The 16,976-nt window shown below is 38.7% G+C and carries 14 protein-coding genes; 6 read left to right on the forward strand and 8 right to left on the reverse strand.

From position 1 onward, the window contains the following. Nucleotides 1–119: 119 nt before the first annotated feature. The 3 genes from RM545_RS11760 to RM545_RS11770 form a co-directional block, all read right to left on the reverse strand. Entirely contained in the window at nucleotides 120–1,514 is a 1,395-nt protein-coding gene (locus RM545_RS11760; protein WP_311495478.1) for an OmpA family protein, read from the reverse strand. 172 nt (nucleotides 1,515–1,686) lie between these two features. Beyond that, nucleotides 1,687–2,880 (reverse strand): glycine C-acetyltransferase, encoded by a 1,194-nt coding sequence (kbl, locus tag RM545_RS11765; protein ID WP_311495479.1) that lies wholly within the window; start codon nucleotides 2,878–2,880, stop codon nucleotides 1,687–1,689. A 30-nt stretch (nucleotides 2,881–2,910) separates the two neighbouring features. After that, entirely contained in the window at nucleotides 2,911–6,042 is a 3,132-nt protein-coding gene (locus RM545_RS11770; RefSeq protein WP_311495480.1) for a UvrD-helicase domain-containing protein, read from the reverse strand. A 181-nt stretch (nucleotides 6,043–6,223) separates the two neighbouring features. Between RM545_RS11770 and RM545_RS11775 the strand changes: the two genes are divergently transcribed. Further along, on the forward strand, nucleotides 6,224–6,832 hold the full coding sequence (locus RM545_RS11775) for a superoxide dismutase (protein WP_311495481.1): 609 nt from the start codon (nucleotides 6,224–6,226) through the stop codon (nucleotides 6,830–6,832). Nucleotides 6,833–7,844: 1,012 nt separating this feature from the next. On the opposite strand, the gene RM545_RS11780 is transcribed toward RM545_RS11775, so the two are convergent. The 4 genes from RM545_RS11780 to purN form a co-directional block, all read right to left on the reverse strand. After that, nucleotides 7,845–9,743 carry an amidophosphoribosyltransferase gene (locus tag RM545_RS11780; protein ID WP_311495482.1) on the reverse strand — a complete coding sequence of 633 codons (1,899 nt, stop codon included), beginning with the start codon at nucleotides 9,741–9,743 and terminating at the stop codon, nucleotides 7,845–7,847. Nucleotides 9,744–9,810: 67 nt separating this feature from the next. After that, nucleotides 9,811–10,734, reverse strand: coding sequence for a PfkB family carbohydrate kinase (locus tag RM545_RS11785; protein WP_311495483.1), 924 nt, complete (start codon nucleotides 10,732–10,734; stop codon nucleotides 9,811–9,813). 81 nt (nucleotides 10,735–10,815) lie between these two features. After that, on the reverse strand, nucleotides 10,816–11,283 hold the full coding sequence (gene rnhA, locus RM545_RS11790; protein ID WP_311495484.1) for a ribonuclease HI: 468 nt from the start codon (nucleotides 11,281–11,283) through the stop codon (nucleotides 10,816–10,818). Next, nucleotides 11,276–11,869, reverse strand: a complete 594-nt coding sequence (purN, locus tag RM545_RS11795; RefSeq protein WP_311495485.1) for a phosphoribosylglycinamide formyltransferase — start codon at nucleotides 11,867–11,869, stop codon at nucleotides 11,276–11,278. Before purN ends, rnhA begins: the two co-directional genes overlap by 8 nt. A 155-nt stretch (nucleotides 11,870–12,024) precedes the next feature. Between purN and RM545_RS11800 the strand changes: the two genes are divergently transcribed. From RM545_RS11800 to pyk, 5 genes are all read left to right on the forward strand, one after another. After that, nucleotides 12,025–12,261, forward strand: coding sequence for an acyl carrier protein (locus tag RM545_RS11800; protein WP_013069791.1), 237 nt, complete (start codon nucleotides 12,025–12,027; stop codon nucleotides 12,259–12,261). 15 nt (nucleotides 12,262–12,276) lie between these two features. Continuing rightward, nucleotides 12,277–13,530, forward strand: a complete 1,254-nt coding sequence (fabF, locus tag RM545_RS11805; RefSeq protein WP_311495486.1) for a beta-ketoacyl-ACP synthase II — start codon at nucleotides 12,277–12,279, stop codon at nucleotides 13,528–13,530. Between the two features lie 5 nt (nucleotides 13,531–13,535). Next, nucleotides 13,536–14,264, forward strand: coding sequence for a ribonuclease III (rnc, locus tag RM545_RS11810; protein WP_311495487.1), 729 nt, complete (start codon nucleotides 13,536–13,538; stop codon nucleotides 14,262–14,264). Nucleotides 14,265–14,377: 113 nt separating this feature from the next. Beyond that, a complete protein-coding gene (locus tag RM545_RS11815) occupies nucleotides 14,378–14,866 on the forward strand; it encodes an IPExxxVDY family protein (RefSeq protein ID WP_311495488.1) in 489 nt (162 codons plus the stop codon). Continuing rightward, complete coding sequence (pyk, locus tag RM545_RS11820; RefSeq protein WP_311495489.1) at nucleotides 14,866–16,296, forward strand: pyruvate kinase; 1,431 nt, start codon at nucleotides 14,866–14,868, stop codon at nucleotides 16,294–16,296. Before RM545_RS11815 ends, pyk begins: the two co-directional genes overlap by 1 nt. A gap of 147 nt (nucleotides 16,297–16,443) precedes the next feature. On the opposite strand, the gene RM545_RS11825 is transcribed toward pyk, so the two are convergent. Beyond that, nucleotides 16,444–16,947: a lipocalin family protein gene (locus RM545_RS11825; protein WP_311495490.1), complete on the reverse strand. Its 504-nt coding sequence runs from the start codon at nucleotides 16,945–16,947 to the stop codon at nucleotides 16,444–16,446. Nucleotides 16,948–16,976 lie beyond the last annotated feature (29 nt).

A 16,976-nucleotide genomic window follows, 5' to 3' on the forward strand; every position in this document is an offset into this window, starting at 1 on the left:
AAGGCGTTGAAGCACGCGGTTTATAAATGATCTCATGCTACCAAAAATAAAAAACGCCCCGACTAATCGGGACGTTTTTAGTAAAGAAATTTAATTCTATATAACTACATAACTACTTCTTATTCTCTCATTTCTTTTTCTTCATCAAGAGAAATTTCAACTCTTCTGTTTTCCTGTCTTCCTGCAGAAGTGTTGTTAGTAGCAATCGGTTGAGTTTCCCCATAACCTTCAGAAGTTAATCTGGAAGATGAGATTCCTCTTTCTACAAGTGCTTCTCTTACAGATTCAGCTCTTTCTCTGGAAAGTTGCAAGTTGTAATCATCAGCTCCTGTACTATCTGTATGACCTCCAATGTGGAATACAGTGTTAGAATATTCTTCCATAATTTCAGCAATTTGATCTAATGCATCTTCAGATTCTGAACGGATTGTTGCTTTGTTAAGATCAAACAATACAGTATTTGAATACTCATTTAATTCAGAAACAACTTCAGCACTCGGCTCTGGACATCCATTATTTGCCATTGTACCTGCAACATCTGGACAGTCATCTTCATCATCGATTACACCGTCACCATCTCTATCTTCGTAAGGACAACCATTATTATCGGCAGGACCGGCTTCGTTAGGACAGTCATCTTCATTATCGGCAACTCCGTCACCATCAGAATCAGGACATCCGTTCATTTCAGCAGTACCGGCTTCGTTTGGACATTCGTCCTGTGGATCGGGAACGCCGTCACCGTCAGTATCAGGACATCCATTAAACTGAGCTAAGCCAGCTTCATTTGGACATTCGTCCATACGGTCTTCTATACCATCACCGTCTGAATCTGGACAACCATTAAATTCTGGTAATCCAGGAGTTTCAGGACATTCGTCATCTTTATCGTATATACCATCACCATCAGAATCAGTACCACCAAAGATAAATTTAATACCGGCAGCATGTTGGAAATGTGATGCAGTTTCAGTTTCGAAGGAGTGCTTGTAATTAGATTCAACCGTTAAAGCAACATTGTCTGAAAACCAGAAGTTAAATCCAAGTTTACCATTTAAAGTTGCACCATCAAAGCCTTGCAGATCATTGTCGGTATCACCAATCCAGTTGTAACTACCACCAACACCAACTACAGGATCGAACCAGCCGTCATTAAGAAGGGCTCTAAGACTGTAATTAGCCATTAAATCTGCTGAATAATAAGAAAGATCGCCAACAGATCGTTCTCCAAATTGGTCAATTTGGTTTATAGACCCGCCAAACTCGGCTACAAATCCAGCACCAATATAACGTCCTACTGTAATTCTTGATACAGAAGGTAAAATGTTCCAGTTATCTGTTTCAAAGTAGTGGTTAAACCACTCACCCTGGGGAGCATCCTGGCCTGTTGGATAAAAATCCACAGCGTTTGTTTGAATACCTATAGACCAGGGATTGTTGGCATCCTGAGCGTTTACCGAAGTAAGTCCAAGAACCAACATAGAAGCCAATAGGAATTTGCTAAAATGTTTCATATTCAATTGTTTAGTTTTACATGTTATTGAAAACAAAAGTATACGCTTAATGAACATTAACAAAGAAAGAAATAATAAAGTTTTCTTAATAAGCCCTTGAACAATGGCGGTTTCGTGAGGTCTTCTTCCCAAAAAAGAGCCAATTTTTACATTTCCCTCTATAAAGACTCTCTTAAATAATCTCCAGTTCTTTACCAACTTCAATAAAAGCTTTTACGGCTTTATCAATATGTTCTTCTGTATGAGCTGCAGAGAGCTGAACCCTTATTCTGGCCTGTTCTTTAGGGACCACAGGATAAAAGAAGCCAATTACATAGATGCCTTTTTCCAGAAGTTTGTCTGCCATTTTCTGAGATAGCTTGGCATCATAAAGCATTACCGGAACGATTGCTGCCTCGCCATCTATAATATCAAATCCGGCATCTTTTATTCCTTTCTTAAAATATGCGGTGTTTTCTTTTAGTTTACTGCGGAGGGAATCGTCCCTTTCCAGCATTTCAAAGACTTTAATAGAAGCTCCTACAATAGCCGGGGCAAGTGAATTAGAAAATAAGTAAGGCCTTGAGCGTTGCCTTAATAGTTCTACGATTTCTTTTTTGGCAGTAGTATATCCACCCATAGCGCCTCCAAGAGCTTTCCCAAGGGTTCCGGTGATGATGTCCACCCTGTTAAGCACCTTTTTTTCTTCCAGGGTTCCAATTCCCATATCTCCAATAAACCCGGTAGCATGACAATCGTCTATCATTACCAGCGCATCATATTTATCAGCTAAATCACAAATCTTATCAAGCGGAGCTACAAGACCATCCATAGAGAAAACACCATCGGTCACTATAATTTTAAATCGCGCTCCGTTTTCATTAGCTGCTTTTAATTGCTTCTCGAGATCTGCCATGTCACTGTTCTGGTAGCGATACCTGGCTGCTTTGCATAGACGTACGCCGTCAATAATAGAAGCGTGATTAAGGGAATCTGAAATTATCGCATCCTCTTTGGTAAGCAGCGGTTCAAAAATTCCGCCGTTGGCATCAAAGGCTGCGGCATATAAGATCGTATCTTCAGTACCGTAGAAGTCGGCAATCTTCTGCTCAAGTTCTTTATGGATATCCTGGGTTCCGCAAATAAAACGCACACTGGACATTCCAAAGCCATGCGTGTCCATAGTGTCTTTGGCAGCCTGTATCACTTCTGGGTGAGAGGATAAACCAAGATAGTTGTTGGCGCAAAAATTAATCACTTCCTGGCCGGTGGAAATTTTTATCACGGCGTCCTGCGGAGTGGTAATTATTCGTTCTTTTTTATAAAGTCCCGCCTCTTTAATGTCTTCAATTTCCTTTTCTAAATAGTCTTTTATTTTTCCGTACATAATCTTCTTTTTTACAAAATTACATTTCTTTTATACAAACATTGGGGAAACCTCCTCGTTAACATAAACCAGGATTTTTTCTTCAATTTCATAGCCCATGCCGCTAAGAACTTCAGCATATTTGTTAATCTGCTTCTTATGTGAATCTGCCGCATTTCCGGTTTTATAATCTATCACGGTGCATTTGTTACCGGAAATTACCAGCCTGTCGGGACGTATTTTTCCTTCTGCGGTAATAATTGTTCTTTCATTAAAGCTCTCAATTCCAGGCGCAAAATATTGCTTTAGCTGTTGATGATTGCAGGTTTTGTTTACCAGGTTTTTGATTTCTGTCGCAGCGTTTTCTGTAATCATTCCATCTATAACAGCGTTTTCTACAGCAACATCAATATCTTCTAAGGAATTTATGTGAGCTAAAATCTCGTGGGCAATTTCACCTTTTTCTATTGCGCCTTTTTGTTTGGTATCCCAAAGTGAGCCGGAGCGGGTCACAATATTTACCGCCTGGTTTTGTGTAGCTGAAGAATAAAAATGTTCAGGAGAAATGGTCTCGGTGCTACTTTTATTTTCTTTAGCTATTTCTGAAGTTTTTCCGAATTCATAGGTTTTTTCTTCATTCCACAAGCCTTTGCTTCTAAGGAATTCGATAAGTAAGCCTGAAGTCTTATTAGTTTTTGAAATTCCTTTTTTATCCAGGTCGAAATTTGTCAAAATATAGAGTTGATCTGAAGCGCGCGTGCAGGCAACATAAAGTACATTTAAAGTATCCAGTTGTTTTTGATGAAGCAACTCCTGGTAAACTTCACCCGAAGCCGGGTGCCAGTTCAGCATTTTTTTGGAGGCACTAAGGTAGCTTACCGGAATCTCATTCATAGGTTCCTCCATTTCCAGCCAGAGATCGTCTCTTTTTGTGTCGCTAAAATCTGCATTGGCAAATGGATAAATCACAATTGGGAATTCCAGGCCTTTTGCTTTATGAATGGTCATAATCTCTACTGCATCGTCATCATTTGGCACTAAAATGCTTAAACGTGACTTCTCCCTTTCCCATAGATCCATAAATTCTGAAATTCCTAACGACGATTTTTGGGTATTTTCAAAAACAAAGTCGAGAAAGAATTGCACGTAGGCATCAGAGGATTTTACGAGATCAAAAGTCTGAATCACGTACTCTGCAGCTTCATACAGGGAAAGCCTGGTAAGGTTTTCAAGATCGAAATTCAGATTAAAATCCTTCAACCAGCTGAAGAATTCATTTCCGTTGAAAGGAAGGTTTGCACTTATAACTTTGTGCGGATTTTCCAGTTGCAGCATTTTTTGCAGATAGTCGAAAATTGCCATTTTCAGCATGTCATCTTCGGGATTGATGGAGAAGGCGAGAAGATCTGCAATAAAATTAACTTCAGGAGAATTAGAGATGAGTAAAGTTTCTGAAGATACTACAGAAACATCATGTTCGCTCAGGTGATTGGCGATGGCAATCCCTTCAGATTTTCTCCTGGTAAGGATGCAAATATCTCCTTTCCTGAAGTTTTTAGACTCCAAATCCCGGATGATTTCGAGAATTTTTTCCGGATAAATTTCAAATTCTTCTTCCCTGTTTTCTGCTTCCAGAAAACTTATGTTCACATAGCCGCAATTTTTCCGGATAGGCTGCTGATTGCTTTTTTGAAACAAATCTTTATAATCTGGATGGCTCAGGTAATCTGCTGCAAATCCAAAAAAATCATTGTTAAATTGTACAATTTCTTCTCCGCTTCTGTAATTTGCCGGCAGGTTAATCACGTTCTGCGGTATCGAAAATGGCCTTGTTTTGGTGTTGCTTAAATCGATAAACTGCTCTGCCTTCCCGCCACGCCAGCGGTAAATAGACTGTTTGGCATCTCCTACGAGCATAAGGTTTGCCGGGACATCTTCTCCACCCATTCCCGAAAGGCTGGCATCCATTAGTGGAATCAAATTTTCCCATTGCATTTGGGAAGTATCCTGAAATTCATCTATAAAATAGTTGTTGTAGCGCTCGCCCAGCCGCTCATAGATAAAAGGAGCAGGCTGATCCTTAACCTGCGCACTTATTTGCGGATTAAATTCTGAAATTAAAACAAGATTGCGGTCTTTCTTTATCGCCTGTATTTCCTGGTTTATCGCATTGAGCAACGAAAGCTGAACCGTTCTTTTATTTACTGCTTCAAGGAATTCTATTTTAAAATAATTGTCTTTTGTAGCAGTAAAAAGATCGACCACCTGCGGCTGAATATTATCGATAATAGCCTTTTTGGAGGCGTCTTTAAAAGTTTTTTTATAGAGCGGATCACTTTGCAATTTCTGCATCCAGCCAGTTTCAAAACTCGAAATAATCTTTCCGTTTAATATTTTATTGAAATAACCCGGCACGTATTTTCCACTAAAATCTGAGTCTTCCAGTCCGTTTTGCTTCAGGAGATCGAAAAAAGCTGCTGCGAACTTTTCATTTTCCTGCTTTGCTTGTTTTATTTCAGATTTAAGTTTAGCGGCAAATTTTTCAAAATCTTCCAGTGTTTTATTCCGAAGAAGTTCCAGGGGTTTCTGGTTATTTTCGTTGATAAGCAGTTTAGAAATTTCAAAAAGATCGCCGGCAATATCCCAGCTTTTGTCATCATCTGCTTTATTCAGTGTAAAGTCAACGAGGATTTTTGTCAGTTTTGGATCTGTACCTGCTTTGCTAATCACGCTTTCCACGGCTTCCATCAGGATTTCTTCCTGCGCCATTTCCACTTCAAAATTAATCGGCAGTCCCAGGTCTTTTGCAAATGTGCGCAGTACACGATGGGTAAAACCATCTATGGTAGAAACCTCAAAAGCAGCGTAATTATGGATAACACTCTTCAGGATTTTTGCAGATTTATCTTTTATCTCGACCTGATTTAGGCCGGTTTCTTTAGAAATGACTTCAAAAAGTCCTCTGGATTTCGCCGGAATTTCTTCCGAAGAAAAAGCGTGCAGACTATCCGCAATCCTGCTCTTCATTTCGTCTACGGCCTTGTTTGTAAAAGTGATCGCAAGGATGTTTTGATATTCTTCCTTTCGTTTTGAATTGAAAAGCAGAAGAAGATATTCTTTTACAAGCGTAAAGGTTTTTCCTGAACCTGCCGACGCATTGTAGATCGTGAAAGAGTTTGTCAATTTTTTTAAAAATTTGAATAGTTACTACAAGCTTCTAAGGTCGTACTTTGCTTAATAATATAAAAGACATTGCGGAAAAGCCGCGCTATTTAAGGATTTTATAACACTTAAATATTTCTTTTATAGCGCTTAATAGCTAACTTTGAGTGAGTAAAAATAATAATCATTAAAAATAAATATTATGGCATTTGAGTTACCAAAATTAAATTATGCATTTGATGCACTAGAGCCTCATATTGATGCTAAAACCATGGAAATTCATCATGATAAGCACCATGCAGGGTATACAACAAAATTAAATAATGCTATTGAAGGTACTGACCTTGAAGGTAAGACCATTGAAAATATACTTAAGAACCTGGACAAGTCTAATAAAGCTGTTAGAAATAATGGTGGTGGATATTACAACCACAACTTATTCTGGGAAATTATGTCACCGGATGGTGGCGGAAAACCAGAAGGTGAATTATCTAAAGCAATAGACAATGCTTTTGGATCTTTTGAGGCTTTTAAAGAAGAATTTTCTAAAGCGGCAGCAGGACAATTTGGTTCTGGATGGGCTTGGTTATGTGTTCAGGAAGGTGGAAAAGTTGAAATTTGCTCAACTGCAAATCAGGACAATCCACTTATGCCGGAAATAGGCTGTGGTGGAACTCCAATTTTAGGTCTTGATGTTTGGGAACATGCGTACTACCTGAATTATCAAAATCAGCGTCCAGCATATATCGATGCTTTCTTTAACGTTATCGACTGGAAAGAGGTAGCAAGTCGCTATGCAAAAGAGAAATAGAAATTATTTCTTTAAGAATATCAAAAAGGTTGTCTTGAAAAAGGCAACCTTTTTTTGTTGGATGTTTATTTATAAAATCTTTATTAGAAGTAATTGGTTCTTATTCAGAAAAGAGAAGAAGCTCTAAAATTGGCAATTATTGATCTACAGTCAATTATTTTTAAATGTTTGGGTTATAAAATCTGAATTGTAGGGGTTACACTAAAGCTCTTTCTTCTCCTGAAAGATTTTTTCGATTGTTGAAAACGACAAAAGAAGCAGGGTTAAAAATTTTCCTGATTTGGAACCAGAGACTTTCCACTTGAACAAAAGCTGCCCACGTAAAACGCCAATTATCGACCTGTAGTGCAGGAAAAGGATCAGAACTTTAGCTTGCGACCTGGTGTATAAAAATAAGAAAAGGCGGATTTTTTAGATCCGCCTTTTCTTGCCCCAAATCTACCATGAACTTAACCTACTTATGCTATGGTATACCGAATATAGTAAGAAACAATGTGCGACTGTCACTTTTTAGATCAAACGCCCGGATATTTGTTAAAAGGTAAAGACAGTTTAGTTCTTGTAAGAAATATAAACCTTAAAATGTAAGTTGCTGATATTAAATACGTTGTGTATGAAACGGAAGAAAATAAAAAAAGGCGGATTTACATCCACCTTTTTTTGCCCCAAATCTACCATGAACTTAACCTACTTATGCTATGGTATACCGAATATAATAAGAAAGAAGGTGCGACTATCACTTTTTAGATCAAACGCCCGGATATTTGTTAAAAGGTAAAGACAGTTCAGTTTTTGTAAGAATTTAAGCATGTAAAATGCAAATTACTGATGATAAATACGTTGTGTCTGAAACGGAAGAAAATAAAAAAAGGCGGATTTACATCCACCTTTTTTTGCCCCAAATCTGCCATGAACTTAACCTACTTATGTTATGGCAAGTCTAAAGTATGTAAGTAAAACCGACTCACCAATTAAAATAGATCAACTGCATGGATATTAGTTGAAGTGTAATCTAGTATGCACGGTCTTTTGTGCCTTCGTAAAAATTAATAAAAGCGCGGTTCACTACACGGTTACCTCCCGGCGTGGGATAATCTCCTGTAAAATACCAGTCTCCGAGGTTCTTGGGACAGGCAAGATGAAGGTTATCTACCGTTTGATAAATAACTTTCACTTTAGCCTTTACGGTAGGTTCACTAATTAGCTCCGAAATTTTATCTGATATTTGTTCGTTTGTGAACGGATCGTAAACTTCCTTGACAAAATTCTGCACTTCAGAATCTTCCATGTCTACCTGGTCTTTGCATTTATTGTATACATCCTGGATTATCTGGTAACTGTTATTTTCCTTATGTAACTCCAGCGCAGCTCTAAAAGCTACCAAGTCTTCGAGTCTGGCCATATCTATTCCATAACAGTCCGGATAGCGTATTTGAGGAGCAGAAGATACTATCACTATCTGTTTAGGGTTTAACCGATCCATCATTTTAATGATACTTTTCTTCAGGGTAGTGCCACGTACAATACTGTCATCTATAATAACAAGATTATCCTGCGGCCTTACCACACCGTATGTCACATCATACACGTGTGCGACAAGATCATCCCGGCTGCTGTCTTCAGTAATAAAAGTTCTAAGCTTTACATCCTTAATGGCAATTTTCTCGGTTCTTAGACGGTGAGAAAGAATTTGCTGCAGGCGTGCATCGGTGAGTGTTTCTTTTTCAGCAAGAATAGCATCGTTCTTTTGCTTATTCAGTTCGTCCTGTGCGGCTTCAACCATACCATAAAAAGAAGTTTCGGCAGTGTTGGGAATAAAGGAAAAAACAGTATTTATAGTATCATGATCGATGGATTTTAATACTTCAGGCATCAGCAATTGCCCAAGCTTTTTCCGCTCTTTATAAATTTCAGCATCACTTCCGCGGGAAAAATAAATCCGTTCAAAAGAGCAGGCTTTTCGCTCCAGAGGTTTAATAATTTGGTCTATGGAAACTTTCCCGTTCTTTTTGGTGATTATAGCATGTCCTGGAGCAAGTTCCTGCACATCTTCAAACTTCACATTAAAAACAGTTTGGATTACTGGCCTTTCTGAAGCTACAACCACAACTTCATCATCCTTATAGTAGTATGCAGGGCGAATTCCTGCGGGGTCACGTAAAACAAAAGAATCACCATGTCCCATAAGTCCCGCCATAGCATAGCCGCCATCCCAGTCTTTGGAGGATTTTCTAAGGATTTTCGCCACATTGAGCTGCTCGGCAATATGGGGAGAGGCTTGTTGTTTGTTAAATCCTTCCTTTTTAAGTTTTTTGTAGAGCTTCCTGACTTCAGAATCCAGGAAGTGCCCGATTTTTTCCATTACCGTAACAGTATCTGCCCTTTCTTTTGGATGCTGCCCAAGTTCCACAAGTTTATTAAAAAGCTTGTTGACATTCGTCATATTAAAATTTCCAGCGACGATAAGATTCCTGTGCATCCAGTTGTTTTGCCTTAGGAAGGGATGCACGCTTTCGATATTATTCTTGCCGAAAGTTCCATAACGCACGTGGCCCAAAAATACTTCTCCCAGGTACGGGATGAATTTCTTCTGCAGAGCTACATCATCAGCATATTCAGGATTAGCTTTAATTTCCTCATTAATGCGCTCATTGATTTGGGCGAAGATGTCCTGTATTGGTTGTGCCTGGTTGGATCTAACCCTGCTTATATATCTTTCACCCGGAGCGGTATTTAATTTGATACTTGCAAAACCAGCGCCATCCTGGCCTCTGTTATGCTGCTTTTCCATCATGAGGTACATTTTATTTACTCCATAAAATGCACTTCCGTACTTTTCTTTATAGTACTCCAGTGGTTTTAAAAGTCGAATGTGTGCAATTCCACATTCGTGTTTGAGGGCATCACTCATAGTTTTTTTACCTGTTTGGGTTTCAACTTTGTCACAAAAAAAGCCCTGAAATTACAGGGCGGTTAGATTATGTTACTTCGATTTTGAATTGGGTAAGTTTCCTGAACTCTTCCAGCCGCGAATGAACTTCTTCTTTAGTTAAGTCCTGCATCCTTTCAGTTCCAAATTTTTCTACGCAAAAAGAAGCAAGATTGGAACCATAAATAATGGCGTTTTTCATGTTTTCAAAAGAAATGTCTTTGGTTTTGGCGAGGTAACCTATAAAGCCACCGGCAAAAGTGTCTCCGGCTCCTGTTGGATCAAAAACTTCTTCCAGGGGCAAGGCGGGTGCAAAAAAGATTTCTTCTTTGTGGAAAAGAAGTGCTCCATGTTCACCTTTCTTGATAACCACATATTCGGGTCCCATTGCTGCTATCTTTCTGGCTGCTTTTACAAGGGAGTATTCTCCTGAAAGCTGCCTTGCTTCTTCATCATTAATGGTGATTACATCTACTTTGGCAATTACTTTCTTTAAATCTTCAAGGGCATTGTCCATCCAGAAATTCATAGTGTCCAATACTGCCAACTTAGGATTCTTTACCTGTTCCAGTACACTTAGCTGTACCAGCGGGTGAAGGTTGCCCAGCATTACAAATTCAGCATCTTTATAATTCTCGGGAACTATTGGTTGGAAATCTGCAAGTACGTTTAGTTGGGTTTCCAAGGTGTCGCGTGAATTTAAATCGTTGTGATAACGGCCACTCCAGAAGAAGGTTTTACCACCTTCTACCTTTTCAATTCCCTCAATATTAATATTGTTCTTTTTAAATAAGTCAAGATATTCCTGGGGAAAATCGTCCCCAATAATAGAAACTATTGCGCTTTCAGTATCAAAATGTGAGGCAGAAAGACCGATATAAGTTGCGGCGCCGCCTAAAATCTTGTCCGTTTTACCAAAGGGTGTTTCTATCGCATCAAAGGCAACGGTGCCCACAATTAGAAGTTTACTCATAACAAGGTTTAAAATAAGCTGCAAATATACAGTTTGTTTTTCAAGGTATAAACCAAAAGGGGGATTAGGGAAATTTTATCTTCAGATTTCCTCAAAACCTTTATCAATGAGCAGCTTTTTTTCTTTTGAAGCGGCTACAGCAAGTGTGTCGCAGCGCTCATTTTGAGGATGGTTGTTGTGGCCTTTAATCCACTTAAAACTTACATTTTGTTTGCGATATTCCTGTAGAAATTCAATCCATAAATCAGAATTTTTTCTGTCTTTGAAGTTTTTTTTCTCCCATCCAAGCACCCACTTCTTTTCTACGGAATCCACAACGTATTTGGAGTCAGTAAAAATTAAAACCTCAATTCCGGGCTTCTTTAATTTTTTCAGGGCTTTAATAACTGCCATCAATTCCATACGGTTATTAGTGGTATGTTTATAACCTTGTGAGAATTCTTTGCGGTAGGGCTTTCCAACCCATTCCATCACAATTCCATATCCTCCGGGACCTGGGTTTCCTCTTGCGGCACCATCGGTGTAAATATGAACCTGGGGGTTACTCACTAATTTTTTCTTGTAGAAGTTCCTCTATTACTTTCGGAAAATGTGCGTATTCAAGATCGTGTATCTTAGTAGCAAGACTCTCGGGAGTATCATGCTCTTCAATAATTATTTTTTTCTGAAAAACAATTTCACCTTCATCATATCTTTCATTAACATAATGAATGGTTATTCCGCTCTCTTTTTCTTTATTTTCAATAATTGCTTTATGTACTTTGTCTCCATACATACCTTTTCCACCATATTTTGGAAGAAGTGCAGGATGAATGTTTACCACTTTATCGGGAAATCGCTGGAGAATGTTTTCGGGAAAGATCCAAAGGAAACCTGCAAGTACAATAAGATCTGGCTCTATATCCTGTAAGACATAAAGAAGCTCATTTGAATGGTAGAGGGAGTCCCTGTCAAAATGAAGGGCTTTTACGTTAAGATCGTATGCTTTTTTTAAAACACCGGCAGAACGGCGGTTAGAGAACACTGCTACCACACGAGACTCTGGTGAATTTTGAAAATATTTTATTATATTTTCGGTATTCGTGCCGGAGCCTGAGGCAAAGACGACTATTTTTTTCTGCTTTGTTTCTCGCATGATCCTCAAAATAGGAAAGTTAACATTTATTAGGATGTAAAATTAACCGGTTTCAGTGAATTTGTGTAAATTACATTCACATTTTTAAAGTAAAAATCGGTTTTAAAATAAAGTTTTTTATTTTTGCCACCTAATCAAAATTAAAATAAAATATTATGTCAGACATTGCATCAAGAGTAAAAGCGATAATCGTGGACAAGTTAGGTGTTGACGAGAACGAAGTTGTAAACGAAGCCAGCTTCACCAACGACCTGGGCGCTGATTCATTGGATACAGTGGAGCTAATTATGGAATTTGAAAAAGAATTTGATATTCAGATTCCAGATGACCAGGCAGAAAACATTGCTACTGTTGGTCAGGCAATTTCTTATATTGAAGACGCTAAAAAGTAAAAGCAAAAAAGCCATATGGAGTTAAAGCGAGTTGTAGTAACGGGATTAGGAGCACTAACCCCCGTTGGTAACAATATTGAAGAATATTGGGATGGATTGGTGAAGGGGAAGAGCGGTAGTGCACCTATCACTTATTTCGATACCGAAAAATTCAAGACCAAATTCGCTTGTGAACTCAAAAACTTCGATCCTTTAAATTTCTTTGATCGTAAGGAAGTAAGAAGGCTTGACAGATTTGCACAATATGCGATAGTAGCTTCCGATGAAGCTATTGAAGATTCAGGTTTGGATCTCAATGTTGTAGATAAGTATCGCGTAGGCGTAATCTGGGGAGCTGGGATTGGTGGACTTGAAACTTTTCAGGATGAGGTCATAAACTTTGCTGAAGGTGATGGAAGCCCCAGGTTTAATCCTTTTTTTATTCCTAAGATGATTGCAGATATTGCCCCGGGTAATATTTCAATCCGTCATGGATTTATGGGAGCAAATTATACCACAGTTTCTGCCTGCGCCTCTTCTGCAAATGCTATGATAGATGCTCTTAACAATATTAGGTTAGGGTACAGCGACGTCATAGTTACAGGAGGATCAGAGGCAGCTGTTACAAAGGCTGGTATGGGTGGCTTTAATGCCATGCATGCTCTTTCTACAAGAAATGAAAGTCCTGAAACAGCATCAAGACCTTTTGATGCTACCCGGGACGGATTTGTTCTTGGAGAAGGTGGAGGCGCTCTTATTCTTGAGGAGTACGAGCACGCCAAAGCAAGGGGAGCAAAAATCTATGCTGAAGTTTTAGGCGGAGGATTGTCTTCTGATGCTTACCACATGACGGCACCGCACCCTGAAGGAGACGGAGTTGTGGCGGTTATGAAAAATTGTTTAAGGAATGCAGGAATGAATCCTGAAGATGTGGATGCAATAAATACTCACGGGACTTCCACTCCTCTTGGAGATGTGGCAGAATTAAAGGCTATAGTGAAAGTCTTCGGAGATCATGCAAAAAACATCAATATTAATTCCACAAAATCTATGACTGGACATTTGCTTGGAGCTGCCGGTGCGATAGAAGCTATTTCAGCTATTCTTTCGATGAAGTACGGTATAGTCCCTCCAACAATTAACCATGAGCATCCAGACGAGAAAATTAATCCGGAATTAAATTTAACCTTAAATGAGGCACAGAAACGTGAGGTAAACGTGGTAATGAGCAATACATTTGGTTTTGGCGGGCATAACGCCTGCGTGTTATTTAAAAAACTTATTGAGTAATCACGATGAGTGTTATTCAGAACATATTGAATTCCCGCTCTTCCAAGGGCGGGAATTTTTTTAATGCCATACACAGGATACTCGGATTTCGTCCTAAGAATATTTCCCACTACAAGAAAGCCTTTACGCACCGTTCTCTTAATATAAGGGATGAGAATGGCAATGCGATTAATTATGAAAGGATGGAATTTCTGGGAGATGCCATGCTAAGTGCCGTTATTGCTTCGCATTTGTTCAGGGCAGTGCCTGGGGGCAATGAAGGCTACCTTACTAAAATGAGGTCTAAAGTGGTAAGTCGTAAGCACCTGAATGAACTGGGCAAAGATCTTAATCTGATTTCTCATGTTCAGACGAATATTCCCAAAGAGCAATTTGGTGTGAATATTCATGGCAATTTATTCGAATCACTTGTTGGAGCAATTTACCTGGATCGTGGCTACAAATACTGCAGAAGGTTTATTTTTGATCGTGTTATAGAGCCCTATGTAGATATAGAACAATTGGAAGGCAAGGTAATCAGTTATAAGAGTTTGCTCATCGAGTGGTGCCAAAAGGAGAAAAAAGAATTTGATTACGATGTTTATGAGGACACAGGGAATGATGAGCTTAAACATTTTGCAGTAAAACTCAGGATTAATGATAGGGTAGTGGCAAAGGCAAGAGCAACTTCTAAGAAAAAAGCAGAAGAAAAAGCTTCAAAACGAGCCTATTATGCCTTTCAAAATAAGATGTAACAACTTTTACTGAGGCGGGCCCACTATAACGTTTTCGTAAAAAGTTCGGGATTTTTGATCTATGGAGCCCGTAATTTGTCATTCTTATTTTATCTTTAACCAAAGTATTTGATATGCATTCGCATAAGATGTTGCTGGATGAGGTAGAGGAAGAAAGCTTTAGGTTAGTAGCTATTTATTGTCCTGTAGAACAATATAGGATGGCCTACCTACTAAATAAATATTTAAGTCTACATTTAAAAAGAGCTAGACAGGACGTGGACTTTAACCATAAATCTGTTCAGGCAATGTACGCTTTGTTCACTTCAAAAGACCATAAAACGCATTGTGTATACAATCTGGTCACAAATAAATATAAAGGTCAGGCCAGGAAAATACTAAGCTCAGGGTCACTATTTTATGAAGAAGAAGTGAGGCCTCTGGTAGTACATCTTATACCTGAGTATAAAAAGGTGGATTTTTTTTTGAAAATACAAGAAGAAATACCCAGTAATACTTATAAAAAACTTCTGAATGTTATAAACAATATTCCGCAAGTTCTTGCTGCATATAACATAGATGCAGATAACCTAAAATCGAAAGAAAATCTAATTTTTGAATAATGCCAACAAACAAAAAGACTAAAATAGTTGCCACTCTAGGGCCGGCGACAAGTACCAAAGAAGTTTTATACGATATGCTCCAGGCTGGAGTTAACGTGTTCAGGATTAACTTTTCTCATGCAGATTATGAGGGGGTTAAAGAACGTATCAAAATGATTCGTGACCTTAATAGAGAACACAATTTCAGTGCTGCCATCCTGGGTGACCTGCAGGGGCCAAAATTGCGCGTTGGTGTAATGAAGGAGGAAGTTGTGGTTAAGAAGGGAGATGAAATTATCTTTGCTACCGGAAAGAAATTCGAAGGAACAGCAGAGCGGGTATATATGAATTATGATACGTTCCCACAGGATGTAGCTCCCGGAGAACGCATTCTTCTTGATGACGGAAAGCTCATATTTGAAGTCGTTAGTACAAATAAAAAGGACGAAGTCAGAACCAAGGTAGTACAGGGAGGTCCTTTAAAATCTAAAAAAGGAGTAAACCTTCCCAATACAAAAATTTCTTTACCTGCTTTGACTGAAAAGGACGTAAAGGATGCCATATTCGCCTGCGAGCAGGAAGTAGACTGGATGGCACTTTCCTTTGTACGCCATGCTGAAGATCTCATCGAATTGCAGGAATTGATCAAAAAGCATAGCAAACACAAAATTCCAATTATCGCTAAAATCGAAAAGCCTGAAGGTGTCCAGAACATCGAAAAAATCGTGGCGTATTGTGACGGATTAATGGTGGCCCGTGGGGATCTTGGAGTAGAAATTCCTGCCCAGGAAGTACCGCTTATCCAAAAGAAACTTGTTCTCACTGCTAAAAAAGCACGTATCCCGGTAATTATTGCAACCCAAATGATGGAGACCATGATTACGAGCCTTACGCCTACAAGGGCAGAGGTGAATGATGTGGCAAACTCTGTTATGGATGGTGCAGATGCCGTGATGCTTAGTGGAGAGACGTCTGTAGGACAATATCCGGTGCAGGTAATAGAAAAGATGTGTCAGATATTAGAGAGTGTGGAGAATTCACCGCTTATTAAGGTGCCTCATGACCCACCACACGTACGCACCAAGCGATATATTACAAAAGCAGTATGCTTTCATGCGGCCCATATGGCCAATGAGATAAAAGCAAAAGCTATTTGTACATTAACTAATAGTGGCTATACCGCTTTTCAGATTTCTGCATGGAGACCGGAGTCGCATATATTGGTTTTTACTCCTAACATGAGAATTTTGGCTCAGTTAAGTCTGCTTTGGGGGGTTAAAGCTTTTCACTATGATAAATATGTCAGTACAGATGAAACCATAGATGATATCAACTCTATTGCTAAAGAAGGCGGCTTTGTGCAGCCGGGGGATTTTACCGTTAATCTTGCCGCAATGCCAATGGCAGATAAAGGTATGGTGAACACTCTAAGAGTTTCGGAAATAGAATAGCAGAAATAAATCTATATTTAAAGGCCACGGATACTCAACTTATTGTCTTCGTGGCCTTTTATTTTTACTATTCTGGCGGAATGGTGACAAAATTCGCAGAGGTTATTTTTCAAAAGGCGAAATATTAAAGGTTCTTTTAATCGGTAATTAATGATGATAATATCTGTCGCCAACATCGAGGTCTTCACGTACAAAAAGGTCTGTAATAATCCTTTTCTTATTGCCATATTGCTGATGTTCAAAAGCTAATTTTAGAGTGTCTTTTGATAAGTACAATATCTTGAAGAACTTATAATTTTCCGGAATGTTTAATAATTGCGAAATTTGAGGGCTCACTAACTTTATATAAGGATCGCCTTTAGAGTTGTGATGTAGATGCCACTTTCCTTTTAAAGTTTCACCACAACCTTTTGTTTTCTCATTATTATCATAAAAAGAACTGTCTCTAAGAAATGTTTGGCGGTAGGACATAAAGCAAGGGCCCATATTCATTCTTACTTTGCCATTATAGCGTTCAGCTATTTTCCAGGTTTTGATGCTGTCTGAAGATATTAGCGTAACAGGATTTTCGGGTAATTTGTAAGGCTCCTCACTATCTTTATTACAGGAATAAAACAAGAATATTAGAACAATAAGAGACCAAAGTTTCATAAAATGTTTCTTTTAAAAACTTTTACTAA

Source organism: Autumnicola lenta, from assembly GCF_031846515.1.
GTDB lineage: Bacteria > Bacteroidota > Bacteroidia > Flavobacteriales > Flavobacteriaceae > Autumnicola > Autumnicola lenta.

Excerpts from the sequence above, each read along its gene's own strand:
- RM545_RS11825 (WP_311495490.1), bottom strand. The coding sequence starts at position 16,947 with ATGAAACTTTGGTCTCTTATTGTTCTAATATTCTTGTTTTATTCCTGT.
- RM545_RS11800 (WP_013069791.1), top strand. The coding sequence starts at position 12,025 with ATGTCAGACATTGCATCAAGAGTAAAAGCGATAATCGTGGACAAGTTA.
- RM545_RS11815 (WP_311495488.1), top strand. The coding sequence starts at position 14,378 with ATGCATTCGCATAAGATGTTGCTGGATGAGGTAGAGGAAGAAAGCTTT.
- pyk (WP_311495489.1), top strand. The coding sequence starts at position 14,866 with ATGCCAACAAACAAAAAGACTAAAATAGTTGCCACTCTAGGGCCGGCG.
- RM545_RS11780 (WP_311495482.1), bottom strand. The coding sequence starts at position 9,743 with ATGAGTGATGCCCTCAAACACGAATGTGGAATTGCACACATTCGACTT.
- RM545_RS11760 (WP_311495478.1), bottom strand. The coding sequence starts at position 1,514 with ATGAAACATTTTAGCAAATTCCTATTGGCTTCTATGTTGGTTCTTGGA.
- purN (WP_311495485.1), bottom strand. The coding sequence starts at position 11,869 with ATGCGAGAAACAAAGCAGAAAAAAATAGTCGTCTTTGCCTCAGGCTCC.
- RM545_RS11785 (WP_311495483.1), bottom strand. The coding sequence starts at position 10,734 with ATGAGTAAACTTCTAATTGTGGGCACCGTTGCCTTTGATGCGATAGAA.
- RM545_RS11775 (WP_311495481.1), top strand. The coding sequence starts at position 6,224 with ATGGCATTTGAGTTACCAAAATTAAATTATGCATTTGATGCACTAGAG.
- rnc (WP_311495487.1), top strand. The coding sequence starts at position 13,536 with ATGAGTGTTATTCAGAACATATTGAATTCCCGCTCTTCCAAGGGCGGG.
- fabF (WP_311495486.1), top strand. The coding sequence starts at position 12,277 with ATGGAGTTAAAGCGAGTTGTAGTAACGGGATTAGGAGCACTAACCCCC.
- kbl (WP_311495479.1), bottom strand. The coding sequence starts at position 2,880 with ATGTACGGAAAAATAAAAGACTATTTAGAAAAGGAAATTGAAGACATT.